Origin of the sequence: Enterobacter sp. S-33 (assembly GCF_028735835.1) — a bacterium.
GTDB lineage: Bacteria > Pseudomonadota > Gammaproteobacteria > Enterobacterales > Enterobacteriaceae > Enterobacter > Enterobacter vonholyi.
In genome coordinates this window covers 2,280,157-2,305,848 of sequence record NZ_CP117838.1, presented here as the reverse complement: position 1 = coordinate 2,305,848, position 25,692 = coordinate 2,280,157, and the positions used below count along the sequence as shown (strand labels likewise).

Sequence of the window (25,692 nt, the reverse complement as noted above, 5' to 3'; positions counted from 1 at the left end):
GATGTATGTCGGCGCTGCACGTGTTAATCGTTGAAGATTCGCTGATTTATCGTCGGTTACTCTCCCGAATGCTCACCCAGTGGGGGTATATCGTGAGCGAGGCGGAAAATGGCGTCGCCGCGCTGGAAATACTGTCCAGCCAGCCGATCAGCATGGTGATAAGCGACTGGGACATGCCGGAAATGGACGGACTCACGCTGTGTCAGACCATCCGCAACCGTCAGTTTGGCCACTATGTATATCTCATTCTTTTGACGGCCCGCGAGAATGCAGGGGATTTAACGCAGGGCTTTGATGCCGGGGCGGACGACTTTTTAAGCAAGCCGGTCGAGCAGGATGAACTGCGGGCGCGGCTCCACGCCGGGGTCCGTATTTTGACCCTGGAGGCGACCCTCGCGGCGCACAACAAGCGCCTGAGTGAAGCGTTGCATCAGATTGAACAGGATCTTGAACTCGCGGCGCGCGTTCAGCACTCGGTGCTGCCTTCGCACCGCTTACGTTTTGGGAACTACTTTTCCGACTGGCTTTTCATGCCGTCTGCGTGGGTCTCAGGCGATGTGTTCAATATTTTTCCACTCGATTCTCACATTGGGTTCTATTGCGTGGATGTGTCCGGTCACGGCGTGGGGGCCGCGATGATGTCCCTCGCGGTGGCGCGTCAGTTCTTACATGGCCGGGTGGTAGACCGTTTTTTGTTTACCGATCGGGGCGGCATTCAGTCGCCTGCGGAGGTGATCGGGATCCTGAACAGCCGCTTTTGCAGTGAAGAGAGCGACATCACCAGCTATTTCACCATCATTTACGGCGTGATTGATCCAGATAGTGGGAAGGGTTTGTTGTGTCAGGCCGGGCATCCAACTCCCGTCATTGTGAACGCAAACAGCGCCGTCACGTCCGTGGGCAACGGCGGCCCGCCGGTGGGGCTGATGCCTGACCTCAGCTGGGAGGACGTCGCGTTTACCCTCAATTCGGGGGATCGCTTATGCTTATTCAGTGACGGTATTACGGAGTGTGAGAACGTTAGCGGCGAGCAGTTTGGCCCGCAGCGTCTCGAACGCTGGCTTCATGACCATGCCCGACTTCCGGTTGACCAGCTCCTGCCGCGGTTCGGTGACCACCTGACCGGCTGGCGCAACGCAAATCGTGATGAACCGACCGCCTTAACCGATGACGTTTCACTGCTCGTGATCGAGCGTCAGGGAGAACAGAATGATTATTAACACCGAACGACTACCGCACGCCAACATTCTCACGCCCGCGGTCCGGCGGCTGGATGCCTCCGTTGCCGCGACGTTTAAAGCGTCCGTCACGGAAGAAATTGGCGACGATCGCAAGGCCTTGATTGTCGACTTCAGCAAAGTGGATTTCATCGACAGCAGCGGGCTGGGAATGCTGGTGTCGTTGTTTAAGCTGATGAACGGGAAAGGCGACATGGCGCTGTGCTCCCTGAACCCCGGGATAATGAATATGTTCACCCTGACCCGCATGGATCGCATATTCCGTATCTATCCGGATAAAAGCAGCGCGCTTGCGCAGCTGGGGCAGTAGATGCAGACGCCGGTGCAGGCAGAATTTCCGGCGGTGCTCGGTTCCCTGACGCCGCTGGCCGGCTGGCTGGGAGTGCGGCTGAGGGCGCTTCCCGTAGATGATGAGTGGCGTTTCGCGCTCGATCTCGCCGTCTGTGAGGTGGCGACGAATATCATCCGCCACGCGCTGCATGAGGATGCCTCGCGCGCATTCAGCGTACGGTTCGACATCCGCGACAGCGATGTCTACATTGTTTTTACCGACGCGGGTGACGCGTTCCCGCTGGAGCGGCTTGAGGCCGCCAGGCGAGACCGTTTTTGTGAAATCTCGCCGCTGCTGGAGAGCGGCAGGGGGCTGATGCTCATTTTGCTGAGCGTCGATCGTTTCACTGTGGAACGCGTGACGGGTGAAAACATCGCCACGCTTGAAAAGAAAATTAGCGTATGACCCGCGGGCCATACGCGTGGTGTTTTTATTTCGCGTTGCCAGCAAACAGCTCCGGCGCCCACGGACGCGGATCCACCTCCATAAACGGCGCGCGCTCGAAGCGATCCTTCAGCGCCCACGGCACCGTGCAGTCGAAGATCGTCTTGCAGGAGATGCCGTTTCCGCGAATCGAGGTGCTGTAATCCGGCGACTGGGACGGATCCAGCTGGTGGCCGCGGATCCCCGGAATATTGGTGATGCTTACATCGCCCTGCATGCGCGTCGTCATCGCCCACAGGATATCGTCGCTGTCGAAAATATCCACGTCTTCGTCGACCAGAATAATGTTTTTCAGCTCCGAATAGGTGGCCAGGGCGATAAGCGCCGCCTGGCCCTGACGTCCTTCGTCTGACGGCTGGCGTTTTTTCACCTGCAGTATCCCGAGGAACTTGCCGCCGCCCGCGGTATGCGCATAGACGTTTTGCAGGAATCCGGGAATTGCCTCTTCAACGGCATTACGGATGCTGGCCTCCGTCGGCAGTCCGGCCAGCGTGGTATGTTCTTCCCCCGGTCCCACCAGCGTTTGCAGGATGGCGTGGTTTCGCATGGTCACGGCTTTCACTTTAATCACCGGCAGGGAGGGGTTCGCCTCGCCGCAGTAGCCCGGGAACTCCGGCATCGCGTGGCCGGTGTTGGTGTGCTGATCCTCTCTCACGCGCACGCCCGGCAGCAGTTCACCTTCGATGATGATTTCCGCCCGCGCGATGGCTTTCTCTTTGACCGCCACGCCCTGCACCAGCTCGACCGGCTGCTGGCGCAGCGCCCCGGCGACGCCCAGCTCGTTGTAGCCAAACGGCGTGGTAGGGGCCTCAAAGCACGCGCCGATATAGATGGCGGGGTCGAGACCCATGTTGATCGTCACCGGCAGTGGTTTTCCGGCATCTTCCGCCTTTTTGCGGAACACTTCGATGTGGCGCCCGGCGGCAAGGAACATGGAAAGCTCGTCGCGCTCCTGCACGCAGAGGCGGTGAATGGTGACATCCGTCAGCGAGCTGTCTTCCGGATCGCTTGCCAGCACCAGTCCCAGACAGAAGAACGGACCCGCATCAATCGGCGTGTTGGTCGGGGCCGGAAGCAGCTTGCGCAGATCGAAGTCAGGATCGTCAGCATAGAAGACCTGCTCCTGACAGGGAGCCTGCGCGGCCGGAACGACAACCGGCGCAACCGGCTTTTTCACCGCCTGGCCGACGTGCTTTGCCAGTTCAGAAGGCTCGCAGCCTAACAGCAGCGCCGCGCGCTCGCGGCTGGCATGCATGCCCACCAGGATGCGGGAGTGCGGAAAGCCCTTAATGCTGTTGAACATCATCGCCGGGCCCGTGCGGGTTGGGCGTTTGACCGTGCCGCCTGCGCCGATATGGCGATAGACGCCCGCCAGTTCGGCGTTGGGGTCGACCGGACGATCGGTTTCAATATACTGCCCGTCGTGGCGCTGCAGTAAGGCGATGGCGCTGCGGAGATCGTTAATCTTGTGTTCCATATTTTCCTCCCTCGGTTGAATCCCTCCATTTTTATGGCAATGACCAATAGCATCAATTGCATCATTACTGTTAAATTGATAAGTAAATCTATATCAATACAGGGAGACGTCTCGTGCAGTTTCGTCAGATGCGCCACTTCATCGTCGTGGCCGAAGAGCTCCACATGCACCGGGCCGCCGAGCGTCTGAACATGGCGCAGCCGGCGCTGAGCCAGCAGATAAAGGCGCTGGAAGAACGTTTAGGCGTCACGCTTTTCAGCCGGGCGAACCGCCGCTTAACCCTGACGCCCGCGGGCGAAGCGTTTCTGGTAAAGGCCAGGCTCGCCATCTCGCTGACCGAACAGGCGGTGCTGGACGCCAGACAAACGGCACGGGGCGAGCAGGGCGTGTTAAACCTCGGGTGCGTGTCGAGCGCGATGTTTGACGGCAGGCTGCCCGCCGCGCTTCGCCAGATGCACAGCCGCTGGCCGGCCGTTACCATGTCCCTGATGACGGGAAACGTGCAGACGCTCTACGCCGCCGTGCAGAGCAACCAGCTGGATGTGGCCATCATCCGCGCGCCGCTGCCGTCGCTGCCGGACGATCTGCAAAGCCGCCCGTTTGCCTCGGAGAAAACGGTGCTGGCGCTGTATCGTCAGCATCCGCTGGCCGGATCCGCCGCGCTGACGCTTTCGTCGGTGAAAGGCGAAAAATGGATCTCCCTGCGCGATCCGGAGGGAATGGGGCTGGAGCAGTACTTCTATGATGCCTGCAGCGGAGCGGGCTTTCAGCCGGACGTAGTGCAGAATGCGACCGACGTGCCCACGGTGATAAGCCTGGTTTCGGCGGGGTTTGGGCTGGCGCTGCTCCCCGCGTCGGCAAAGGCGGTGAGCGTCGAGAATGTCGTCTACGTGGACATCCTCGACCGGCTGCGGGAGAGTGAACTCACCCTGGTTTGCCACCGGATTATTCGCTCAGAAGTGCTTAAAAAGTTTCTGGCAACGCTCGATCACACCTGACGTCCGGCGGCCCGCAGCAGCTGTTCGCGCAGCCAGGCATTCGCCGGATCCTGGCTGTTTTTCGGATGCCAGTACATGTTGATGGTAATCGGCTGGAGCGGCAGAGGTGGTGCAAAGAGATCCAGCGTGCTGGCGAACTGCTTCAGCATCCGTTCCGGCAGGGTGCACACCAGGTCGGTACCGGCAACCAGCGCAGGCGCCATAGCGTAGCTCTGGGTGGACATGGCAACGTGTCGCTGATAGCCCAGCCCGGCGAGGGTTTGGTCGACAAATCCGGTAAACGGATCGCCCGCCGACGACACCACCAGATGGGAAAGCGCGCAGTAGATCTCCAGATCTAACGCACCCGTTCCGCGCGGATGGCCTTTTCGCTGGGCGGTGGCAAACGTGTCGTTAAGGAGTTTGCGCCTCACCCATCCGTCATGGGCGCCCGCGCTTACGCCGATGTAGAGATCCACATCGCCGTTCTCCAGCTGCTGCGGCAGGTCAGCTATCTCCGGCAGGGCGAAGCGCAGGCGGATACCGGGGGCATCGGTTCTAATCTGGTTAAGCAGCCCGGTGCCGAGCATCAGCGCCGGATTCTCATGCAGCGCGATTACAAAGGTCCGGCTGCTGGTTTGCGCATCAAACGCGGTGGGCGCAAACATCGCGCTGATGCCGCGCAGCACGCTTGCCACCTGCGGCCTGAGCGCTTCCGCTCGCGGCGTGGGCAATACCCCGCGTCCATGCGGGGAGGGAATAAACAGCGGTTCGCCAAACAGCGTGCGCAGACGCGCCAGACGGGCGGACAGCGCGGGCTGGCTGATGCCCAGCCGCGCGGCCGCATGGGTGATATTCCTGTCCTGAAGCAGGGCGTCCAGGGTCAGGATCAGGTCTATGTCCATATCAGAGATGGGCGTCATCTTATTTCGCGCTGCTGGCGTCACGGTTGGTATAGGTCACAGGGACCCAGGCATAGCCGCCTTTCTCGCCTTTCGTCACATAGCCGATGCCCGGGAAAGGCAGGTGCGGGGCGGCAACCAGGTCCTTGTTTTTCACAAAGTCAGCGAACGCATGCTCACGAACGCTTGCCGCTTTGTTCTCATCTTCATCGTAGGTGATGGTCACGTCAGGCTGCGGGAACTGAACCGCCGCTGCATGAATGATGTCACCGACAAAGGTGATCTTCTCGCCTTTGCTCGTCAGCGTGTAGAAGGCTGAGCCCGGCGTGTGTCCGGGATGAACCGTGCCGGTCAGCCCCGGTAGAATCTCCGATGTGCCGCTAAACGGCACCACTTTTCCCGCATCCAGATAGGGTTTTAAGGTCTTCTGCGCGACGTCAAAGTAGTTCTTGCCGTAGCCGGTTTTCTTCTGATTGTCGTCGTTAAAGAAAAAGTCGATATCCGGTTTGCCAACGAAAACGCGCGCGTTGTTGAACACCACCTTGCCATCCTTCACCAGACCACCGGCATGATCGGAGTGGGCGTGGGTCAGCAGGACTTCAGTAATGTCCTCGGGTTTAACCCCCTGGGTGGCGAGGCTCTCAACCAGACGTCCGCCGGTATCAGGGCCAAAGAGCTGGCCCGAGCCGGTATCCACCAGGATTTTATGTCCGGGTATCGCAATCAGGAACGCGTTGATGGAGACCTCAGCCGGGTTGGTCTGAAAGTTTTTCGCGAGCAGCGCATCAATGTTTTGCGGCGTTGTCCGGCGCAGCAGCTTGTGCAGATCCTGCGCGACGGTCCCGTCGGTAAACGAGGTGACCAGAACGTCGCCGACCTGCACGCTGTAACCGCCCGCAGGTTGTTTAACGACGTGCTGCGGCGTCTCTGCCGAGGCCTGGAGCGCAGGGTAAAAAAGCAGTGAACTGGAAATCAGCGTGGAAAGAGCAAGTTTTTTCACGGTAAGCATACGAGTCTCCTTTGAAAGTGCTCATCTTACTGCTCCGTAAAATTATAAGAACCTGCCCAGAAATGATAGGACCTATAAACGGGATGGATAGGAAACCGAAGGGCCGGGAAGGCGCGCGATAGCTTTCCCGGCCCGTAGACATTATTTTTTCAGCGGTACGTTCCAGCTGTCCGGCGTGGCTTTGGACCATGAGCCATAAGCGGCATTAGGCAGCACAATCCAGTCGTTGCCGAAATGTTCGGCGCTGGCTTCAACCAGCTCACGCTGCTGCTCGCTCGGCTTTTTGTTTTTAAACTGCACGGCGAAGTCCGGCAGGCTGTCGCCGAACAGCATCACGATCTGCTGCTTTTTGAGGATGCTCTGGCGGCGCTCTTCCTTGCTGACCGTATCCAGCAGCACGCTTTCGTCAGACACCTGCGGCAGGCCGAGAGCATTTAACGTCTTCAGCGTGTCGGCTTTGTTTTCCTGCATACGATCCGAAACGTAGTAGATGCGGACTTTGCTTTGATTCACGTGGTCAAGAAACGCTTTCGCCCCCGGAATTAAGCCGGGTTTTCCCTGTTTCTCCCAGTCGCTCCAGGTGTCCCATTTCGTATAGTCGTGACACTGCTCCGCGTCGCGCACCAGCAGAGGGGTGTTATCCAGCACCGTTTCGTCGAGGTCCATCACCACGGCGTAGTTTTCGGGCGTTTTCAGATCCTTTAACTTTTCGTTGAAACGCTCGGTGGCAAACCGATAGGTTTGCAGCTGAAGGGCCATAATCTCTGCCGATTTCTGCTGATAGCGCAGCGCCATTTCGTACGCTTTCGGTTCGCACAGGTCGCGCCCGGCAGCCGTCGCGGTTGCCGCTGCACTCAAAACCGGTAATGCCAGCAGTAATGCCTTAGCCATTGAATTCACGCTTTTTTCCTCAACACCCTGGTTAAAATCCCGAAAGCGTAATGAAATTCAGTGACAGAAATATGACCGCGATGTGGCAATGTGTTTCCGCTAGACCAGCATAATTGAATGTAAGCGAAGTTGCACAATGCAATATTTGAAATAATGAGCAGATTCGGAGTGAAATAATTTAAAAAGGATTCTAATAAGATCTTTTTTGATAGATTCATTATCGTTACATTCGAAGTAACTTCTCATAATCGGGAACTCTGCCACTGATGTTCTCAGAACTACCATCCGGATATGTTGCAAGAATTTTTCCGCGAGATGAACTTGATGCTTGAAGCTTTACGACCTTATTCAAATATAAAATGGGCTCAATCTTTATGACTCTACTATTTGTAATTTTATAATATCTATTCCATTTATTGTATTTTTCATCCCCAGCAAAAAGGTCTATATCGATTTCTTTAATTGAGCGATATACATATTCCATTGGGAAAAATTCAGTTTTAAAAAATAGATCACCACTTACAGGGGTTGGTTTTCCTTTCCCAAACGCATTGCTGTACCCCTCCTCATCAAAATCAAATACATAGTTTGCAGGTGTAATATCTTTCCCTTCAGCTAACGCAGAATTTTTGGCTAACTGTATTCCAACCCTGATACCGCTAAGCGTCCAGCGACACTTTGTACCGCCATCAAGCGCAATACGGATCTGGCGAAAACCATCACCATTGGCTGGATTGAGATCCACCTGTATGGGGTACAGTCCCCTTTCCGTACTGTCATGTAATTCCGTCGTGGGATCGTATATTTTCCGTCGGCATGTCTCAGACCGATAAAGCGCATCCAGCGGCAATAACTCCGTCTCAGCCGGCAGTTTCACCGCTACCGTTACCCATTCAGAACTGGCTGGGGGGTCAAGAGTATAGTCCGGGTGACTGGCGCAGCCGCTCAGGGGCAACAGTGTCAGAAGTGGCAACAGTCCTGCCAGTGATTTAGCGTGTCGATTCAACTTCTTCCTCCGCAACTGATTTAAAACGGGTCAGGGCATTTTCACCGCCCGGTAGTTTCCGGGTAATCGTCAGCGAACTGCCCACCATATCCTGAAGAGCCAGGAACATCCGGTTTCGCTTCAGCTCTTCCGGTGGGCTGCTTGCCCCGTAATCCACCATTTGCTGCCGGAAATCCTCCCGGTACTCTTTCCGGCTCAGCTTCAGTTCCGGCCATGCCGATTCCAGAAGCTGGTTGTTCAGGAATGGAAGATACTCACTCGCCATTGAGTGCTGGCCCGGACTGGTCATATGGTCAAAATTCGGATTGGTGTTACGGGGAAAAACTTTCTGAATATCTGCGGCCGGGAATTCGCGTACAAACGCCTCCTGTGCGTCTTTTGCCTCCGAGTTTTCAGCCTCAGACAGAGACGGGACAAGGAACAGCTTAACTTTGTGCATATCGCTGGAGCTGAGGCGGCGGCAAGTATGGTTGTTCATCGTTTTACATTCCAGCCAGGTGCGGGTCTGTGTGGCGCGGAAGAAGACCACCGGACTGCCGTGATGCCAGTAATGCTCACCGACATAGGCCCCTGCCATCTGCGCCGGCAGCTCGGCCGTCAGTGTCCAGAAAAAGCCCAGCGTGGCACCGAGAGAGCCAAACTTACCGTACAGCCAGTTATCCAGATTGGCATCAAATGGCACGCTGGGGATGGTGTCGCTGTCGTTGACATGACGGTAGTGGATGATCTGATACAGGTTACCCACAGCATCAGCGGTAAAGGTCCGGGGCATCCCGTAGGTGTAGAGTATTGGCGAAAATCCCTTCATCTCCGCCGCATAGGTCAGCCCCAGTGCCCCTCCCAGACTGTGTCCGGCGATAAACAGTTTTTTTCCGACATCAGTTATTCTTTTAATTTCTTTAAATTGATCTCTAAACCGCTCCTTCGCCAGCTGGTATGCCTCAAGAAAGCCGCCGTGGATACGACCGGCCTTAGTCAGCTCGGCCGTGCACGGTTGCGGTGAGAACCAGCCGTCGGTGAGCCAGTCCGGTACCTCCAGCGTTCCCCGCCATGCCACGATCACATGGGCCGCATTTTCCACGTAAAAAAGCTGGGTACTGTCGAGCAGTAAGCGGGTGGGAGCTTTGTCACTTAAACGGGATGAGTCCAGAAATTCAGCAGTGATGTACCGCTCACGGAACGGTACATCAACAACCAGCGTGCAAGGAAATGACGGAAACTCTTCATATCTCGGCGTCGTGGATAAATCCAGGCACTTTTCCAGGAAAAACGGCTTAATCAACGTATTACCGCCTTTCGCATAGGCCATATCAGCCATCACGCCGAGGTTATAGCCATTTGCCAGCGAATAGTCTTTTGTGTCATGCAGCACCAGTGACCATGCCCGAAACGGGCATATTTCAATCACATGCCGTTTCTCCAGCGTCTCCCGGGGGATTTCCGTGCCTTTCAGCAATGTTCCATGCGGAAAGTGAAACCGGGGCGGCTCTTTATCCGTCCATTCATGGATATCGGGCATCCTGTCACACAACTCACCGATGACCACATAATGGTGGTCATAGCCGTGCTGCTCCGCGCTAATCTGCACGTCTGAACGCCATTTCGGATCGCGCGTTTCAGGCCGGAAAATATTATAACTCACCGGCTGGCTGTTTGGGTTGCGGCTGATACCCAGAGTGCGCAGTTCCATCTCGTCGGCCAGCTGCTGGCCGTCTGTTTTCACATCGACTGCTACCCAGTACAGGTCATCAAACCGCACCAGTCCCTGACTGTCGGTGACACCGGCAGGTGGATTCGGCGGCGGTGTTGGATCGAACCGGGTGTGGCCTCCACGCGCCCACAGCGCCAGTTCCGCCGCCGTTGCCAGAGGATGGTATTCCAGCCGTACCTTCAGACCGGAAACCGGGTGGTTGTTCTCATCCACAAATTGCAGTTCCAGCCAGTGCATCCGCTGCTTACCGCAGGCAACCTCTTTGTACTTCATTTTGTGACTCAGGCAGGTCGCTGTTGTATTGTCTTTCGCATCCATCATGCATTTAAATCCCTTTTTATTGCATGGTTTAATTTCGGGCAATCATACACCAGAAGGTATTCTACGCCGCATCCTGACTGAGCCCATAAACGTAAGATTTTGTAAGGAGGGACAATTTAACGTATTGATTGGCTGCGTTTACCCTCAAAATAAACAGATACCGTATTTTTCAGCATCGTTTCCGCTAGACCAGCATGTAATACCAGAACAGGGCAACCTCGTCCTTTTCTGGTAAAGCGTTGTAGAGATAACGGTCGTATCCGCCCAGGGTAAATCCGTAGTTACGGTAAAACAGACAGGCAGAGACGTTCACATTTTGTGTTTCAAGCCGTAATCCCGGCGCGTTTACGCTGCGGGCCCACACGTGCGCGGCGGCCATCAATTTTTGCGCGGCGCCGGTTCTGCGTTTCGTGCGATCCACGGCTATGTAATCCACCGAGATAAACTTATTCCAGCCGATTGACGCGGTAATAAATCCGGCTAATTCACCGTCGTCCGTTTCCGCCACAAGAAATATGGCGTCCGGATTAACGCAATGGTTTTCAAGCGTTTGAATGTCGAGTTCGTAGGTTTTTATCCAGGGCTCGGCGACGGCTTCGATATGCAAATCACAATGGATAAAGGGCTCTCGCGCAATGTGGCTAATGGTGAAAGAAAAGTCACAACATTCAAGACGGACGAGGTCCGTATTTAATCCTTTTCGAATCTGCATAGTATTCCCGTTAGTGAGTTATTTCATAAAGAATAGACGAAGCGGTTAAATCCGCTGAGCTCACGCACTTTTAATCCTGAACTAAGCTTGTACTTCGTTCCGCGTAAAATGTGGGTCATTCGAGGACAATGAATGGAATTCAGGACATTTCAAAAGCAGTGGGGTGCTGAGTTTATTTCCGATGACGTTGTACGTTTTCGCGTCTGGGCAGAAGGACAGAAAGAACTTACGCTACGTCTTGCCGCCACCGACGTGCCGATGACGGCAACAGGCGGCGGCTGGTTCCAGGCAGACGTCCCCGGCGTCACGCACGGTGCAGAATATCAGTTTGTTCTTCAGGACGGCATGGCGGTGCCCGATCCCGCCTCGCGGGCGCAAAAGGGCGACGTTAACGGCCCCTCGGTGGTGATCGATCCCCGACGTTACCAGCCGGTCAACCGCGACTGGGCAGGGCGTCCGTGGGAAGAGACGGTCATTTACGAACTGCACATCGGCACCTTTACCCCGGAGGGCACCTTCCGGGCGGCCATCGACAAGCTGCCGTATCTGGCAGAACTCGGGATTACCCAGCTTGAAGTGATGCCCGTCTCCCAGTTTGGCGGTTCCCGCGGCTGGGGATATGACGGCGTGCTGCTGTATGCCCCACACTCAGCGTACGGCACGCCGGAGGATTTCCACGCGTTTATCGACGCCGCGCACGGGCTGGGGCTTTCCGTGGTGCTGGATATCGTGCTCAACCACTTTGGGCCCGAAGGAAACTATCTGCCTCTGCTGTCGCCCGCGTTTTTCGATGCACAGCGGATGACGCCGTGGGGCAACGGCATCGCCTACGAGCGCGAGCCGGTCAGGCAGTACATCACCGACGCGCCGCTCTACTGGCTGACGGAATACCGTCTGGACGGCCTGCGCTTTGATGCCATCGACCAGATTAAAGACGGCTCGGACACCCATGTTCTCGAGGAGATTGCCGCCCGGATCCGCGAGGCCATTCCGCACCGTCACGTTCACCTGACCACGGAAGACAGCCGCAACGTGATTTTCCTGCATCCGCGCGATGAACAGGGCAACGCGCCGCTGTTTACCGGCGAGTGGAACGATGATTTTCACAACGCTGCCCACGTGTTTGCCACCGGCGAGACCCACGCGTATTACCAGGATTTTGCCTTTGAGCCGGAGAAAAAGTTCGCCCGGGCGCTGGCGGAAGGATTTGTCTACCAGGGCGAGGTGTCTCTGCAAACCGGAGAATCTCGCGGTGTGGAGTGCCGCACGCAGCCGCCGCAGTTCTTCGTCGATTTTATTCAAAACCACGATCAGACAGGCAATCGCGCCCAGGGCGAGCGGCTTATCTCCCTCGCGGGTGCCGACAAGACGCGGGTGCTGCTTGCCGCGCTGCTGCTTTCCCCTCATATCCCGCTGCTGTTTATGGGCGAGGAGTTTGGGGAAACGCATCCGTTCCTGTTCTTCACCGACTTTCACGGCGATCTGGCAAAAGCTGTGCGGGAAGGGCGCGCGAAAGAGTTTACGGGCCATGCCGGGCACGATGAAACCGTCCCGGACCCGAACGACGTGAATACGTTTATCCGCTCAAAGCTCGACTGGCACAAAATCGCCACCGACGAGGGCAAAACGTGGCTGCGCTATACGCGCCATCTGTTGACGCTGCGCCATCGCTATATCGTTCCGCTTCTGCATCCGGGTGGCGCCGTTGAGGGCCATGTGCTCAAGACCGCGCCCGGCATGGTGGCGGTGTGCTGGCGCTTCCCGTCGGGGACGCTCTCGCTGGCGCTTAATATCGGCTTTAAGCCCGTCGCGCTGCCCGATCTCGCGGGTGAGACGCGCTTTGCTTGGCCGGAAGTCACTGACGTTTTACCGCCGAACGGTATTGTCGTTCGCTTTGCTGATGGAGAAGCACCGTTATGATCCCTTCCGCCACGTACCGAATTCAGTTCCGTAACGGCATGACCTTCGACCGCGTTGTGGCGCTGGTGCCGTATATGAAGGACCTCGGCATCAGCCACCTTTACGCGTCGCCCGTATTCACTGCCACGACGGGGTCTACCCACGGCTATGACGTGACCAACCCGAATGAAATCGACCCCGCGATTGGCGGACGAGAAGGCTTTGACCGCATGGCCGCGGCGCTTAAGCAGGCCGGCATGGGGCTGATTCTGGACATTGTCCCGAACCATATGTCCACCTCGCTGGAAAACCTCTGGTGGCGGGACGTGATTGAATACGGCCAGCAAAGCCGCTATTTTCGCTATTTTGATATCGACGGGTCACGACCGCTTACGCTGCCGTTTCTTGGCGATACCTTTGAGGCGGAGCTGGAGAAGGGAGCTATCACCCTAAAACGTGACACTGTCACGAAAAAGGCCGCGCTGGTCTACTACGACGCCGAGTATCCGCTCAACCCGGGTACCTACAGCGAGGAGAAGAGCATTGCCGAACTGCACAACGCGCAAAGCTGGCGGCTGATGTCCTGGCGGGAGGCGCCGAAGCAGCTCTCATGGCGGCGCTTCTTTGAGATAACCGGGCTGGTCGGCGTTCGGGTTGAAGATGACGTAGTCTTCGACGATACGCACCGGCTGATCCTTGAGCTGGTCCACGCGGGCGTGGTGGATGGTCTGCGCATTGACCATGTCGACGGTCTGGCGGATCCGCTGGGCTATCTGCAGCGCCTGCGGCAGGCGGCCGGGCCCGACTGCTACATCACGGTCGAAAAAATTCTCGCCAAAGGGGAACAGCTCCCCGCTGACTGGCCGGTATCCGGCACCACCGGCTACGAGTTTATCGCCTCGCTGGCGGAAGTGCTGGTTGACGACAGTAGCCTGGGGCGTCTGGAGAAAATCCACGACGAGACGCTGGGCATCACGGTCGATCGCCATGCGGAACTGCGCGATGCCAAAGGCCTGATGGCCGATCGCAATTTTGAGGGTGAATTCACCACGCTGCTAAACATTGCTGAGGATCTGGCCCGTCGCAATGAGGTTGCGCTGCCGCGCGAGGAAATCCGTCACGCGCTGCGCGAACTGCTTATTGCGTTTCCGGTCTACCGCACCTACGGCACCCGGGAAGGATTAACCCCGCCGGACGTGGCGCTGCTTAACCGCGTGGTCGCCAGCGTGGAGACGTCGGAAGCGGCGCTCAGCCTGATCGTGCGCATTCTTACCGGCGATCTGCCGGAAGATTGCCGCGAGAGCGCCGCGCTTTTCAGGACCCGCTTCCAGCAGCTTACCGGGCCGCTGATGGCGAAGTCCGTTGAAGACACGCTCTTCTTTCGCCACAACCTCGAGCTTGCGCTCAACGAAGTGGGCGCCGACCCGACGCCGCGCGCGTTTTCATTATCCCGCTTCCACCAGGAAATGCGCATTCGTCTGGCCCGTCAGCCCGACGCGCTGCTGGGCACCTCCACGCACGATACCAAGCGCGGGGAGGATGCCCGCGCACGCCTTTACCCCCTGACGGAAGCCCCGGAGCGGTGGGGCGACAACCTTGCCCGCTGGCGGCAGATGAACCAGACCCAGGTGCGTTTTCTCAATGACGGTACCGCGCCGAACGCCGCCGATACGTGGATGATCTACCAGGCGCTGGCAGGCGTCTGGCCCGCCACGCTGTCACCGGACGACGCCGACGGGCTGAAATCACTGCAAGAACGCTTCCTCGGCTTCCTCGAAAAAGCGCTGCGCGAGGCGAAACAGCGCACCGACTGGATCGACAGCAACGAGAGCTATGAGAGCGTGGTGTTGAGCTACGCGCGGCACCTGCTTTCGCCGGACAACAGCCCGTTCCTGCATGATTTCAGCGAGGCGATGCAGCCCTTTATCCGCGCCGGGTTAATGAACAGCCTCAGCCAGACGGTGATCAAGCTGACGGCGCCCGGCGTGCCGGATATCTATCAGGGCAGCGAGGCGCTTAACTTTAGCCTCGTTGACCCGGATAACCGACGGGAGCCGGACTTTCCGGCCCTGGTGCAGAGCCTCAGCGCGGCGGATGCCGGGGTGTTTGACAACCCGGCATGCTGGCGGGACGGCAGGGTGAAGCAGTTTGTTACCGCCACGCTGCTGCGGCTTCGACCGCACTACGACGCGCTTTTCCGCTACGGCGACTGGCTGCCGCTTAAGGTCAGCGGCGAGCGCGAAGATAACCTGATTGTCTACGCGCGCGTTAAGGACGACGAGGCGCTGATTGTTGCCGTGCCGCGTCTGGTTTTTGATGTCACCGATAATCATCAGCTGTGGGTCAATACCACGGTGGCGATACCCGAGGAGCTGACGGGGAAACGCTATCGGGATCTGTTCAGCGGTGAGAGCCGCATTCTGCAAGAGACGCTGGATTTAACGTCAGAAAAGGGATGTGTACTGGTTCTGCTTACCTGCGAATAATCGTGGAGAACGAAAATGGCAAAGGATACTACGTTTGAAATTCGGGCCGGTCATGGCCAGCAGTTGGGTGCGAATTATGACGGGAAAGGGGTCAACTTCGCGCTGTTCTCCGCTCACGCTGAACGGGTGGAGCTCTGTCTGTTTGACCCGTCCGGGAAAACGGAAATCGCCCGGCTGGAGCTGCCGGAGTATACCCATGAGGTCTGGCACGGCTATGTGCCCGATCTGAAGCCGGGTGCGCTGTACGGCTATCGCGTCTACGGCCCCTACGACCCGGAAAATGGTCATCGCTTCAACCCGCATAAGCTGCTTATCGACCCTTACGCCCGCGAAATGGTTGGCGATATCGACTGGAACGACGCCCATTTCGGCTATGAGCTGGGGCATGATGAACTGGACCTCAGTTTTGATACGCGCGACAGCGCGCCGTTTACGCCGAAATGCAGGGTCATCGACCCGAACGCCTTTGACTGGCAGGACAACAGCCGGCCGAACGTGCCCTGGCCGCATACCGTTGTCTATGAGAGCCACGTGAAAGGGTTTACCCAGATGAACCCGGCCATTCCGCCCGAGCTGCGGGGCACGTTTGAGGGGATGGGGCACAAAGCCTCGGTCGACTATATCAAAAGCCTCGGCATTACCTCGGTGGAGCTGCTGCCGGTTCACTGGTTTCCGGACGATCAGCACCTGCTCGACCGCGGCCTGAAGAACTTCTGGGGCTATAACACGCTGGGCTTTTTTGCCCCTGCGTCACGCTACTACGGCCCGGCGGGGATCCAGGGCTTTCGCGATATGGTGCGCGCCTATCATGACGCGGGCATCGAGGTCATTCTGGACGTGGTGTACAACCACACGGCGGAAGGGAACGAGCTTGGACCGACGCTCTCGTTTAAGGGGATTGATAACTACAGCTATTACCGCACGCTCCCGGACCAGCACCGGTACTACATCAACGACACCGGGACGGGAAACACGGTCAACACCTCGCACCCGCGCGTGCTGCAGATGGTGATGGATTCCCTGCGCTACTGGGCGGAATCGATGCACATCGACGGTTTTCGCTTCGACCTCGGGACGATCCTGGGCCGCGAGCCCGAAGGGTTTGACCCGCGCGGCGGTTTCTTCGACGCCGTGACTCAGGATCCGGTGTTATCCCGACTGAAGCTGATTGGTGAACCCTGGGATATCGGCCCCGGCGGGTATCAGGTCGGCGGTTTCCCGCCGGGCTGGGGGGAGTGGAACGACAAATACCGCGACACCGTTCGCGAGTACTGGAAAGGGGACAACGTCTCCACGGACTTTGCCGCGCGCCTGCTCGGTTCCGGCGATCTGTACGATCTGCGCGGACGTCGTCCGTGGGCCAGCGTCAACTTTATCACCGCCCATGACGGCTTTACGCTGAATGACCTGGTGTCTTACAACGAAAAGCACAACGCCGACAACGGTGAGAACAATAACGACGGGCATAACGATAACCGCTCATACAACTACGGCGAGGAAGGGCCAACCGAGAACCCGGATATCATTGCTACCCGGGAGCGGCAGAAACGTAATTTCCTGACCACGCTGCTGTTCTCCCACGGCACGCCGATGCTGCTGGCGGGGGACGAGTTTGGCCGTACGCAGAAGGGGAACAACAACGGCTACTGTCAGGACAGTGAGATCTCGTGGATCGACTGGAAGGGGCTCTCCGAAAACGACGCTGCGCTGCGCGAGTTTACCCGTCGTCTCATTGCCCTTCGCGCGCAACAGCCGCTGCTGCGCCGTGAAAGCTGGCGCGACGGGCTGGAGATCCGCTGGTTCAATGCCGGGGGTGGCCCACAGCAGGCCGAGCAGTGGGATGAAGGCTCGACGCTCGGGGTCTCCATCAGCAGGCCGGATCTTCAGCAGGAGGACGGCATCTGGCACGACGTGCTGATGCTGTTCAATCCGTTTGAAGGCACCGTGCCGTTCCAGATCCCGCAGTTTGGCGAAGGGGGATGGGTGCTGGAGCTGTCTACGGCGGATGACGCTGCCAACGGGACAGCGATCACCGAAACCGTTGAGTACGCGCTGGCCGGACGGAGCATTACGCTGTTCCGGCGTCCTTAATTACAGTGAAGCCGCCGCCCTTGCGGCGGTGTCATACAGGGAGGAGATCGTGCGTAACAGCTGCGCGGTCTCGCCAATCGACTTCCCGGCAATGCCGCTCTCCGCGTGGATCGCAATCAGGCACGCTTCCCGCACGTCCCGGTATTTCATGCACAGCGCTTTCCCTTCCTCGGTGGTAGAGAAAAAGAGCTCTTTGCCCGCTTTCTCGCTCGTCACGTAGCCTGCTTTGACCAGTTTTTTCAGGGCATAGGTCACCACGTGGGTATCTTCCACGTTGAGGACGAAGCAGATATCGGCCAGCTTTTTCTTGCGGTCGCGGTGGTTCACGTGATGCAGCAGCGAAACGTCAAAGGCGCCCATATCGGGCTCGCCGGCAGCCGTCATGCAGCGCACCATCCATTTGTTAAACGCGTTGCTGGTCATGATCAGCGCATATTCCAGCTCTGATAACTCCGCGCAGCGCTCGGATACCAGATGGCGGGAAGAGACGATCCGGCCATCGTTGATATCGTCGCGATCGGGTGAAGCACTCTTTTCTGAGGTCATAACGTTCCTTAGCCAGAAATGTAAACTCATCGATAAAATAAGAACATTTTATTGATAATTTGTTTACATGTTTTTGAGGTTCAGATATAGCTTTTTAGCGCAGGTTTTGCGAAGCCTGCCAACAAAACACAACATCGCTCGCCGCAAATTAAAAAAATAGCCGTCGGCGCGCAACGCTCACTTTCGATAGGGTAAACGTTATGGACGGTACTACGCTGCTGCCGCTGATCGGGATACCGATCGTGGTTATTGGTTTTGCACTGCGCTTCAACCCGCTGCTGGTGGTCGTGGTGGCGGGGCTGGCGACGGGTCTGCTGGTCGGCATGGATTTCGGCATGCTGCTGGAGACCTTTGGCGAGAAGTTCGTCAATAGCCGATCGCTGGCCACCTTCATCCTGATCCTGCCGGTGATTGGTCTGCTGGAATATTACGGGCTAAAAGAGCGCGCCCAGGCCTGGGTGGCGAAGATCGCCAGCGCCACCTCGGCGCGTATTCTGATGCTCTATTTTGTCGCGCGGGAAGGCACCGCCGCGCTGGGCCTGATGTCGCTGGGAGGTCATGCCCAGACTGTGCGCCCGCTGCTGGCGCCGATGGCCGAAGGGGCGGCGCTGAACGGATATGGCGAGCTGCCGCAGCACATCCGCGACAAAATCAAAGCCCACGCCGCCGCGTGCGACAACATCGCGGTCTTCTTTGGGGAAGATATCTTTATTGCCTTCGGGGCGGTGCTGCTGATCGACGCGTTCCTGAAAGAGAATGGTATTCAGGGCATTGAACCGCTGCATATCGGCCTGTGGGCCATTCCAACCGCCATTGCGGCATTAGTTATTCATATGACGCGCCTGCTGCGCCTCGATGCAAGCATCCGCCGCGACGTGATGGCCTGGCGTGCAGAGCAGGGTACGCAGGAGGCTGCGCAATGATGACGCTTATCACCATTAACCGCGTGTACTACCTGATTGGCTTTGTCGTGATGCTGCTGGTTGTGATGACCCTGCGCGATCGCGCTAATCCGAAGCGTTTTACCACCGCGCTGTTCTGGTTCTTGTTTGGCGGGATCTTTCTGTTTGGCGATCTGATGGTTCAGGAGCTGGGGAAATCGCTGGCGTACCGGATAATCGGCGGCGGCGTTATCGTTATCGCGCTGCTGGCGGGTTTTGGCCTCGTCGGGAAAGGACACTATAAAATGTCGACCGAGGAGGAGCGCGTCGCGTCGTCAAACCGGCTTAAAAACTGGCTGTTCCTGCCCGCGCTGATGATCCCGGTGGTGACGGTGCTGGGCACGTTATTCCTGAAGGGCGTTTCGATCGGCGGCGTGTTTCTGCTCGATCAGAAACAGCTGACCCTGGCGGCGCTGTGCGTGGCCTGCGTCGCGGCGATCCTCACCGGCTGGTGGCTGACCAAAGGCACGCCGCTGCATGCCGTTCGTCAGTCTCGTCGTCTTGTCGATACCATCGGCTGGGCGGTGATCCTGCCGCAGATGCTGGCCATGCTCGGCGGCGTGTTCGTGGTGGCCAACACCGGCGACTCGGTGCAGAAGGTGGTGAGCCTGTTTGTGAACCCGGATAGCCGCTTCATGCTGGTGGTCATTTACTGCGTGGGTATGGCGCTGTTTACCATGATCATGGGTAACGCCTTTGCGGCATTCCCGGTGTTAAGTGCCGGTATCGCCTTGCCGTTTCTCATCAACGTGCATCACGGCAACCCGGCGCCGCTGCTGGCGATTGGCATGTACGCGGGCTATTGCGGCACGCTGATGACGCCGATGGCCGCGAACTTCAATATCGTTCCCGCCGCGCTGCTGGAGCTGAAGGACAAATATCAGGTGATCAAGATCCAGATCCCGACCGCTTTAACCCTTCTGGTGGTGAACGTGTTCTTAATGTATTTCCTCGTGTTTCGCTAAGGAGCTGTCATGGAATTAACGCAAGATCAGGCCGACGCGTTTGCCCGCATGCCTTTGACCTATTTGCGCCAGGAATACCCGAACCACATCATGCACCTGCTGAATGATGATGGTGACGTTCTGCCGCCGCGCGCGCTGCATCCCATTTTCTACGGCTGTTTTGACTGGCACTCGGCGGTGCACGGCTACTGGCTGCTGCTGCGCTGCGTGCGGCTCTATCCAGAATTACCTTGCCGGGACGCGATCGTCGCGCTTTTTGACGAGCACATAACCGAAGAGAACGTGGCGAAGGAGCTCGCCTATTTTACCGCGCCGTTCCGCGCCTCGTTTGAGCGGCCGTATGGCTACGGCTGGCTACTTGCGCTGGCCCAGGAGCTGAAACAGTCGTCGCTGCCGCAGGCCGCGGGCTGGTATCAGATGCTGGAGCCGTTAACTCAGGACATTCGCAACCGGCTGGTGGATTACCTCGGCAAGCTCACCTATCCGATCCGCGTCGGGACGCACTACAACACCGCGTTTGCCCTCGCGCTGGCGCTCGATTACGGTCGCGCAGTGGGAGACAAGGCGCTTGAACAGGCGATTGTGGCAGCGGCGGAGCGGTTTTATCTCGCCGACACGCGCTATCCGGCTCATTATGAGCCCGGCGGAGACGAGTATATTTCCGGCGCGCTGACGGAGGCGCTGCTGATGAGCAAAGTGTCTGAAGACTTCCCGGCCTGGTTTGACGCGTTTCTGCCGGAGGTGGGTGCCGTTACGGCGCTGATGAATCCGGCGGAAGTGAGCGATCGCACCGACCCGAAAATTGCCCATCTGGACGGATTAAACCTCAGCCGCGCCTGGTGCATGAAGCATATTGCTAAAGCGCTTCCCGCAAACCATCCGGCGCAGCAGGCGCTGCGCGAGGCGGTGACGAAACATCTGGCCGCAAGCGTTGAGCATGTGGTTGGCAGCCACTACAGCGGCGGGCACTGGCTGGCGAGCTTTGCGCTACTGGCGCTGGAGTAAATAAACGCGCTGCGCCGTGAGGCGCAGCCTGTTAAGCCGATGCCCGAACCGCAGGGCGCAGCCTGCTCAGGCTAAATAAGACCGATCCCGTTGAGGCAATCACCGCAATCCACAGCGCCAGATGCACGGCCCGGTCATCAAGCGTTTGATGATCTGACCCTGTCGTCACAGCCAGCAGCACCCCCACCGCGGCGGCACCGAGACACTGGCCGAATGTCCTGACGATAGAAAGCACGCCAGAGGCATAGCTGGCATATTCCCGCGCCACGTTAGAGAGCATTTCCCGGTTATTGGGACTCTGGAAGCAGCCAAACCCAATCCCACAAACCAGGCTGCGCAGGCAGATATTCCATACGGAAGGATTTGCCGGCAACGTCGCCAGCAGGACCAGCCCACCAACAAACACGATCAGCCCGAGGGTCGAGATCAGCGGCGCGGAAATGGTATCCGCCCAGCGACCCGCGTGCGGCGCGATCAGTACGATGCCAATCGGCCACGGGGTGAATAGCAGCGCGGACATTACAGGGCTGTAGCCATATACGCTCTGAAACAGGAACGGCAGCGCGACAAACGTGATCCCCTGGCTCACAAACGAGGCCAGCGAGGTCAGCGCGGCGAGGGTGAAGCGCCCGTTTCTGAACATCACCGGCGGCAGTAACGGATGTTGCGCACGCCGGATCCGCCAGGTAAAGGCGAAGGCGCTGACCAGCGCGAGAACGCCCCAGAAGATGGCCTGCGCGCTAATCTGTTGCGCCACGTGCTGAAGGCTGTCGGCCAGCATGATCGCGGAACCTAACAGTACGGCGGAGAGCACGGCGCCCGGCGCGTCAAATGGAGTTCGGTCCACGGCCGATTCCCGCGGCAAGGCCCGCCATGCCAGCAGCAGGGCGATGCTGCCCGGAATGAGGTTAATGGCGAACAGCCATTGCCAGCTCAGGGCGTCCAGTATTGTTCCTCCGAGCACAGGAGCAATCGCCGTGCTGGAGGCGATAAGCAGGGCGTGCAGCCCCAGAATGCGGCCAAGCAGTCGGCCAGGAAAAACCGAACGCAGGATCGCCGGGGCGATACTCAGGGTCGCCGCCCCGCCGATGCCCTGCAGGATCCGCATCCCGGTTAACATTTCCGGCGTTGTTGCCAGCGCGCAGCCGAGCGAGGTGAGCGTAAAGGCGGCAAGCCCGGTCAGAAAGATCGGGCGATAGCCCACGCGCGCCGCCAGCGCCGCGAAGATGGCCAACGTCATCGCCGCTGACAGCAGATAGCCGTTGGCGAACCAGACCGCAACGTTCGCGGGGACCTGCATCGCCCTTGCCATAGAGGGGAGCGCGATGTTGATCATGGTGCCGTCAAAGACGCCCATCAGCGTGGTGGTCATAACGGCGGCCAGGACCCGGGCGCGTTCATGCCCGGGTAAACCTTCATCGCCGGGCAGGTTTGAAAATAGCGTCATCGTCGTTACTCCGGATAAGAATCGTGATGACGAAACTATAATCATGCGGTATACAGGGCGGAAGACGCAGCATTTGCACTTAATCATTGCACATAACGCCATATCTGAGGAGCAACCGTGTCCGATCCTGATTTTAACCTTCTGGTTGCGCTCGACGTTTTGCTGGCAGAAGCCAGCGTGGCGGGCGCGGCGCGACGTTTAAGCCTGAGCACCTCCGCCATGAGCCGCACCTTGAGCCGGCTGCGGGAGGTGACCGGCGATCCGATCCTGGTGCGGGCCGGACGTCATATGGTGCTGACGCCCTGGGCCGAAGCCACCCGGGACCGCGCCAGAAGCGCCGTCTACGAGGCAAGGGCGGTTCTGCAGCCCTCCACCGACACGCTGAAGGTGGAAAATCTCGAACGGTTGTTCACCATCCGGGCCAACGACGGTTTTGTGGTGGCATTTGGGCCACTACTTATTGCGGCGGTGGCGGAGGTGGCGCCCGACGTCTGTATTCGTTTTTCGCCGAAACCTGAAAAAACGTCGCGCTATTTGCGCGAGGGGCTTGTCGATCTGGAGATTGGCGTGCAGAACAATATGGGGCCTGAAATACGGCTGCAAAGGCTCTTTCAGGATCGGTTTGTTGGCGCGGTGCGCAAGGGGCATCCGCTGTCATTACGGCATGATGTCAGCCTTGACGATTATATCGCCTGGGGCCATGTGGTGGCCTCTCCGAACGGATCGTTGCATGGGTCTGTCGATGACGCGCTGGCAGAACGGGGGATGAAACGCAAGATCGCCAGCGTGGTGCCCGGCTTTCCGACGGCGTTATCCGTGGCGCTGGCCTCCGATCTGATTGCCATGGTGCCTGCGTTGTACCTGCTCAATCAGGCGATGACCGAGCGCGTACACGTCTTTGAACTGCCCTTTAAGACCAGGACCATCACGGTGTCACAGATGTGGCACCCGCGCATGGAGCAGGACCCGGCGCACCGGTGGCTCAGAGAGAAAGTGCTGGAGGTGTGCCGTTCCGTGCGCTGAGCGCTCAGGCAACCTTTCCCGGCACGGTGAGGATGAAGCGCGTCGACACCGCATCCGATTCCACGCGGACTTTTCCGTGGTGCGCCGTGACGATGGACTTCACGATGGCAAGCCCAATGCCGCTGCCTTCGCCTTTACGCTGCCTGGACGGATCGACGCGATAAAAACGGTCAAACAGCTTCGACAGATGCGCCTGCGGGATCGGCGTACCGGGGTTTTCTGTCACCAGCTCAACGTCGTTATCCTGTGTTCTGATGGAGACCGTTACCGTTTTCCCTTCCGGCGTATAGCGCAGGGCGTTGGAGAGCAGATTATTGATTGCTCTTCTGAACATCTGAGGATCGCCTTCTATCAGGCAGGGCATTCCATTAAATTTCAGCGCGATGTGGCGTTCTTCCGCCCAGGCTTCGAAGAAATCAAACACCTTCATGACCTCGGCGCTTAAATCAAACATCACCCGATCCGGGATAAGCTGATTATTATCCGCCTGCGCAAGGAACAGCATGTCGCTGACCATGCGGGTCATCCGGTTGTACTCTTCGAGGCTGGAGTACAACACATCTTCCAGCTCCTTTTGAGAACGGTTCTGACTCAGCGCGATTTCCGTTTGCGTCACCAGGTTGGTGATGGGGGTTCTGATTTCGTGAGCGATGTCGGCGGAAAAGTTAGCCTGACGGGTAAAAACATCTTCAATCTTTTCGATCATCTGGTTGAAGGAGATGACCAGCTGCTCCAGCTCAACGGGGACGCGGGACGGCTCCAGCCGCGCGTCAAGATTTTCGGAGGTGATGTTTTTAATGGCGTTGCTGACGTTACGCAGGGGCAAATGTCCCTGGCGCACGGCGATGCGGATGACAAGAATAATCAGCAGGCTGATAACGGCGGCAATCGCCAGAAGGTTTTTTTTCAGCGCCTCAAGGTAGTGCAGATGAAAATTAATGGAGAGCCCAATCAGCATCACGTAGCCCTGCGTTTTGCCCTGCAGCGTCGCCGTGCCTGAGGAGGCGATAATCCGGTACGTTTCCATTTTCATGTCGGACCCGGCATGCATAGGCTTGACCGGGTCTTCTACCGCCCAGAGAAACACATCCTGTGCCTGACGGTGTTCGCTAAAGTTCGCCGTGTTCATCGCCGGGCGCAGTGCCGCTCCTTGCGCCGAGCTGAACAGAGTATTGCCCTGCGGATCCAGAAGCAGGACGGCCACGTTGCGGTAGCTGGCGATCGACTCTTTGATCTTGCTGATTTTCTTTTGGTCAGGATCGGCCGGTGACTGCAGGATGCGGTGCATCGCGGTGCTGATTTGCTGCAGGTCGCTGATATCCTGCTCGGCGAAGTGCTTCTCGACGGAATGCAGCATAAACCAGGTAAAGGCGAAAAAGGCCAGTATCGTGGAGAGGCTGATAAAAAAGGTCAGCCGCAGCGCAAGCGAGAACGGGCGTCGGAGGGGCTTAACGCGCATCCGGCACCTCCAGCATATAGCCCACGCCGCGCACCGTCTGGATCAGCTTCGGTTCAAAGTCATTATCGATCTTTGCGCGCAGCCGCTTTACCGCAACGTCAATCGCGTTCGTGTCGCTGTCAAAGTTCATGTCCCATACCTGGGAGGCAATCAGGGAGCGGGGCAATACTTCCCCCTGATGGCGCATGAAAAACTCCAGCAGGTTGAACTCTTTGCTGGTTAACAGGATGCGGCTTCCGGCACGGCTGACCTTTCTCGAAACAAGGTCAACCGTCAGGTCAGCCGCCTGAAGCTGGCTTTCCGCGATCACCGTATTTCCGCGCCTCAACAGCGTCCTGACCCGGGCGAGCAGCTCGGCAAAGGCGAAAGGCTTAATCAGATAGTCATCCGCGCCCAGCTCAAGCCCCTTAACCCGGTGTTCAATCGTACCGAGAGCCGTCAGAAGCAGTATGGGCATCCCTTTGCCGGCAGAGCGGAGCATGCGGACAATGTCCCAGCCGTTCACATCGGGCAGCATGATATCCAGAATCAGCAGATCGTATTCAGCGGTCATGGCGAGATGGTAGCCGTTCAGGCCATTAACAGCGTGGTCCACGACAAACCCCGCTTCAGTGAGCCCCTTGCTGAGGTACTCACCGGTTTTCATTTCATCTTCAACGATCAGTATTTTCATCTTGCTCCCCTGACTGGCTGCTGATGACATTCTATGGAGCCCGCAACCGTTCACAATGACTTACGTTAAAAATGACAACATTGTCATTATCCCGTCACCCGTCAAACAGGAAGCGTTCAGTAGAGTAGCCCTAAAAAT

22 protein-coding genes are annotated in these 25,692 nt (G+C 57.9%); 11 read left to right on the top strand and 11 right to left on the bottom strand.

The genetic code is table 11. From position 1 onward, the window contains the following. The first annotated feature begins 5 nt into the window (after positions 1–5). From PUP35_RS10890 to PUP35_RS10880, 3 genes are read left to right on the top strand one after another with little or no spacing between them, the layout of a single operon-like run. Positions 6–1,220, top strand: a complete 1,215-nt coding sequence (locus PUP35_RS10890; protein ID WP_274243207.1) for a PP2C family protein-serine/threonine phosphatase — start codon at positions 6–8, stop codon at positions 1,218–1,220. After that, positions 1,210–1,548: an STAS domain-containing protein gene (locus PUP35_RS10885; protein WP_023292380.1), complete on the top strand. Its 339-nt coding sequence runs from the start codon at positions 1,210–1,212 to the stop codon at positions 1,546–1,548. The genes PUP35_RS10890 and PUP35_RS10885 overlap by 11 nt, the downstream gene beginning before the upstream one ends. Beyond that, positions 1,549–1,974, top strand: a complete 426-nt coding sequence (locus tag PUP35_RS10880; protein ID WP_274243206.1) for an ATP-binding protein — start codon at positions 1,549–1,551, stop codon at positions 1,972–1,974. Positions 1,975–1,999: 25 nt separating this feature from the next. On the opposite strand, the gene PUP35_RS10875 is transcribed toward PUP35_RS10880, so the two are convergent. Beyond that, entirely contained in the window at positions 2,000–3,490 is a 1,491-nt protein-coding gene (locus tag PUP35_RS10875) for a UbiD family decarboxylase (protein ID WP_271367894.1), read from the bottom strand. 113 nt (positions 3,491–3,603) lie between these two features. On the opposite strand from PUP35_RS10875, the gene PUP35_RS10870 reads away from it, so the two are divergent. Further along, positions 3,604–4,488: a LysR substrate-binding domain-containing protein gene (locus PUP35_RS10870; protein WP_274243204.1), complete on the top strand. Its 885-nt coding sequence runs from the start codon at positions 3,604–3,606 to the stop codon at positions 4,486–4,488. On the opposite strand, the gene PUP35_RS10865 is transcribed toward PUP35_RS10870, so the two are convergent. The 6 genes from PUP35_RS10865 to PUP35_RS10840 form a co-directional block, all read right to left on the bottom strand. Next, positions 4,479–5,390 carry a LysR family transcriptional regulator gene (locus PUP35_RS10865; protein WP_274243202.1) on the bottom strand — a complete coding sequence of 304 codons (912 nt, stop codon included), beginning with the start codon at positions 5,388–5,390 and terminating at the stop codon, positions 4,479–4,481. The two genes, PUP35_RS10870 and PUP35_RS10865, sit on opposite strands and share 10 nt — an antisense overlap. Before the next feature lies 1 nt (position 5,391). Then, on the bottom strand, positions 5,392–6,378 hold the full coding sequence (locus PUP35_RS10860; RefSeq protein WP_274243200.1) for an MBL fold metallo-hydrolase: 987 nt from the start codon (positions 6,376–6,378) through the stop codon (positions 5,392–5,394). Positions 6,379–6,519: 141 nt separating this feature from the next. Continuing rightward, on the bottom strand, positions 6,520–7,278 hold the full coding sequence (locus PUP35_RS10855) for a 5'-nucleotidase, lipoprotein e(P4) family (protein WP_274243198.1): 759 nt from the start codon (positions 7,276–7,278) through the stop codon (positions 6,520–6,522). Between the two features lie 214 nt (positions 7,279–7,492). Beyond that, complete coding sequence (locus tag PUP35_RS10850) at positions 7,493–8,275, bottom strand: hypothetical protein (protein WP_274243195.1); 783 nt, start codon at positions 8,273–8,275, stop codon at positions 7,493–7,495. After that, entirely contained in the window at positions 8,259–10,307 is a 2,049-nt protein-coding gene (locus tag PUP35_RS10845; RefSeq protein ID WP_274243194.1) for a lipase family protein, read from the bottom strand. Before PUP35_RS10845 ends, PUP35_RS10850 begins: the two co-directional genes overlap by 17 nt. 184 nt (positions 10,308–10,491) lie before the next feature. Next, on the bottom strand, positions 10,492–11,019 hold the full coding sequence (locus tag PUP35_RS10840) for a GNAT family N-acetyltransferase (RefSeq protein ID WP_111963574.1): 528 nt from the start codon (positions 11,017–11,019) through the stop codon (positions 10,492–10,494). Positions 11,020–11,151: 132 nt separating this feature from the next. Here PUP35_RS10840 and treZ point away from each other — a divergent pair, with 132 nt between their 5' ends. The 3 genes from treZ to glgX are packed head-to-tail and all read left to right on the top strand — an operon-like array spanning position 11,152 to position 17,495. Further along, positions 11,152–12,939: a malto-oligosyltrehalose trehalohydrolase gene (gene treZ, locus PUP35_RS10835; RefSeq protein ID WP_271367889.1), complete on the top strand. Its 1,788-nt coding sequence runs from the start codon at positions 11,152–11,154 to the stop codon at positions 12,937–12,939. Beyond that, on the top strand, positions 12,936–15,404 hold the full coding sequence (gene treY / locus PUP35_RS10830; RefSeq protein WP_274243191.1) for a malto-oligosyltrehalose synthase: 2,469 nt from the start codon (positions 12,936–12,938) through the stop codon (positions 15,402–15,404). Before treZ ends, treY begins: the two co-directional genes overlap by 4 nt. A gap of 15 nt (positions 15,405–15,419) precedes the next feature. After that, positions 15,420–17,495, top strand: coding sequence for a glycogen debranching protein GlgX (gene glgX, locus PUP35_RS10825; protein ID WP_271367887.1), 2,076 nt, complete (start codon positions 15,420–15,422; stop codon positions 17,493–17,495). Here glgX and PUP35_RS10820 read toward each other — a convergent pair whose 3' ends face one another. After that, positions 17,496–18,041, bottom strand: coding sequence for a winged helix DNA-binding protein (locus tag PUP35_RS10820; protein ID WP_024908533.1), 546 nt, complete (start codon positions 18,039–18,041; stop codon positions 17,496–17,498). A gap of 200 nt (positions 18,042–18,241) precedes the next feature. On the opposite strand from PUP35_RS10820, the gene PUP35_RS10815 reads away from it, so the two are divergent. The 3 genes from PUP35_RS10815 to PUP35_RS10805 are packed head-to-tail and all read left to right on the top strand — an operon-like array spanning position 18,242 to position 20,952. Then, complete coding sequence (locus tag PUP35_RS10815) at positions 18,242–18,964, top strand: DUF969 domain-containing protein (RefSeq protein WP_274243187.1); 723 nt, start codon at positions 18,242–18,244, stop codon at positions 18,962–18,964. After that, positions 18,961–19,947 carry a DUF979 domain-containing protein gene (locus PUP35_RS10810; protein ID WP_115875082.1) on the top strand — a complete coding sequence of 329 codons (987 nt, stop codon included), beginning with the start codon at positions 18,961–18,963 and terminating at the stop codon, positions 19,945–19,947. Before PUP35_RS10815 ends, PUP35_RS10810 begins: the two co-directional genes overlap by 4 nt. Positions 19,948–19,956: 9 nt before the next feature. Next, positions 19,957–20,952: a DUF2891 domain-containing protein gene (locus tag PUP35_RS10805; protein ID WP_274243183.1), complete on the top strand. Its 996-nt coding sequence runs from the start codon at positions 19,957–19,959 to the stop codon at positions 20,950–20,952. A gap of 31 nt (positions 20,953–20,983) precedes the next feature. Here the strand turns inward: PUP35_RS10805 and PUP35_RS10800 are convergent, their stop codons facing one another. Further along, on the bottom strand, positions 20,984–22,399 hold the full coding sequence (locus PUP35_RS10800) for an MFS transporter (RefSeq protein ID WP_274243181.1): 1,416 nt from the start codon (positions 22,397–22,399) through the stop codon (positions 20,984–20,986). Positions 22,400–22,516: 117 nt separating this feature from the next. Between PUP35_RS10800 and PUP35_RS10795 the strand changes: the two genes are divergently transcribed. After that, entirely contained in the window at positions 22,517–23,422 is a 906-nt protein-coding gene (locus tag PUP35_RS10795) for a LysR family transcriptional regulator (protein WP_127730920.1), read from the top strand. A gap of 4 nt (positions 23,423–23,426) precedes the next feature. Here the strand turns inward: PUP35_RS10795 and PUP35_RS10790 are convergent, their stop codons facing one another. Both PUP35_RS10790 and PUP35_RS10785 read right to left on the bottom strand, forming a co-directional pair. Then, on the bottom strand, positions 23,427–24,881 hold the full coding sequence (locus tag PUP35_RS10790) for a Cu(+)/Ag(+) sensor histidine kinase (RefSeq protein WP_274243178.1): 1,455 nt from the start codon (positions 24,879–24,881) through the stop codon (positions 23,427–23,429). Continuing rightward, positions 24,871–25,554: a copper/silver response regulator transcription factor gene (locus PUP35_RS10785; RefSeq protein WP_274243176.1), complete on the bottom strand. Its 684-nt coding sequence runs from the start codon at positions 25,552–25,554 to the stop codon at positions 24,871–24,873. Before PUP35_RS10785 ends, PUP35_RS10790 begins: the two co-directional genes overlap by 11 nt. Positions 25,555–25,692 lie beyond the last annotated feature (138 nt).

What these genes read in the sequence shown, in the direction of transcription:
- PUP35_RS10890 (WP_274243207.1), top strand. Translation starts at nt 6, where the DNA reads ATGTCGGCGCTGCACGTGTTAATCGTTGAAGATTCGCTGATTTATCGT.
- PUP35_RS10885 (WP_023292380.1), top strand. Translation starts at nt 1,210, where the DNA reads ATGATTATTAACACCGAACGACTACCGCACGCCAACATTCTCACGCCC.
- PUP35_RS10880 (WP_274243206.1), top strand. Translation starts at nt 1,549, where the DNA reads ATGCAGACGCCGGTGCAGGCAGAATTTCCGGCGGTGCTCGGTTCCCTG.
- PUP35_RS10875 (WP_271367894.1), bottom strand. Translation starts at nt 3,490, where the DNA reads ATGGAACACAAGATTAACGATCTCCGCAGCGCCATCGCCTTACTGCAG.
- PUP35_RS10865 (WP_274243202.1), bottom strand. Translation starts at nt 5,390, where the DNA reads ATGACGCCCATCTCTGATATGGACATAGACCTGATCCTGACCCTGGAC.
- PUP35_RS10860 (WP_274243200.1), bottom strand. Translation starts at nt 6,378, where the DNA reads ATGCTTACCGTGAAAAAACTTGCTCTTTCCACGCTGATTTCCAGTTCA.
- PUP35_RS10845 (WP_274243194.1), bottom strand. Translation starts at nt 10,307, where the DNA reads ATGATGGATGCGAAAGACAATACAACAGCGACCTGCCTGAGTCACAAA.
- PUP35_RS10840 (WP_111963574.1), bottom strand. Translation starts at nt 11,019, where the DNA reads ATGCAGATTCGAAAAGGATTAAATACGGACCTCGTCCGTCTTGAATGT.
- treZ (WP_271367889.1), top strand. Translation starts at nt 11,152, where the DNA reads ATGGAATTCAGGACATTTCAAAAGCAGTGGGGTGCTGAGTTTATTTCC.
- treY (WP_274243191.1), top strand. Translation starts at nt 12,936, where the DNA reads ATGATCCCTTCCGCCACGTACCGAATTCAGTTCCGTAACGGCATGACC.
- glgX (WP_271367887.1), top strand. Translation starts at nt 15,420, where the DNA reads ATGGCAAAGGATACTACGTTTGAAATTCGGGCCGGTCATGGCCAGCAG.
- PUP35_RS10820 (WP_024908533.1), bottom strand. Translation starts at nt 18,041, where the DNA reads ATGACCTCAGAAAAGAGTGCTTCACCCGATCGCGACGATATCAACGAT.
- PUP35_RS10815 (WP_274243187.1), top strand. Translation starts at nt 18,242, where the DNA reads ATGGACGGTACTACGCTGCTGCCGCTGATCGGGATACCGATCGTGGTT.
- PUP35_RS10810 (WP_115875082.1), top strand. Translation starts at nt 18,961, where the DNA reads ATGATGACGCTTATCACCATTAACCGCGTGTACTACCTGATTGGCTTT.
- PUP35_RS10805 (WP_274243183.1), top strand. Translation starts at nt 19,957, where the DNA reads ATGGAATTAACGCAAGATCAGGCCGACGCGTTTGCCCGCATGCCTTTG.
- PUP35_RS10800 (WP_274243181.1), bottom strand. Translation starts at nt 22,399, where the DNA reads ATGACGCTATTTTCAAACCTGCCCGGCGATGAAGGTTTACCCGGGCAT.
- PUP35_RS10790 (WP_274243178.1), bottom strand. Translation starts at nt 24,881, where the DNA reads ATGCGCGTTAAGCCCCTCCGACGCCCGTTCTCGCTTGCGCTGCGGCTG.
- PUP35_RS10785 (WP_274243176.1), bottom strand. Translation starts at nt 25,554, where the DNA reads ATGAAAATACTGATCGTTGAAGATGAAATGAAAACCGGTGAGTACCTC.